Here is a 279-nt window from a genome sequence, read left to right on the forward strand (position 1 = left end):
GGCTACAGCAGTACAAAGAAATTTTCATCTCTGGCGTGATGATGCTGTTCTGCATTGGCATTGCGCTGATCCTCGGCTGGCGCCTGATGCGCGACGTGACGGGCCCCATCCGCAACATGGTTAATACGGTTGACCGCATCCGCCGGGGACAGCTCGACAGCCGGGTGGAAGGGTTTATGCTGGGTGAGCTGGATATGCTGAAAAACGGCATCAACTCGATGGCCATGTCGCTGGCGGCGTATCACGAAGAGATGCAGCACAACGTAGACCAGGCCACGT

Annotated in this window: 1 protein-coding gene; it reads left to right on the forward strand. The window is 57.0% G+C overall.

Annotation, left to right across the window (positions count from 1 at the left end):
- A partial coding sequence (locus OH705_RS27140) for a HAMP domain-containing protein (protein ID WP_267303425.1) occupies positions 1–279 on the forward strand: 279 nt, incomplete at both ends.

The sequence above is a fragment of the Pseudomonas sp. BJa3 genome (assembly GCF_026343815.1).
Lineage (GTDB): Bacteria > Pseudomonadota > Gammaproteobacteria > Pseudomonadales > Pseudomonadaceae > Aquipseudomonas > Aquipseudomonas soli.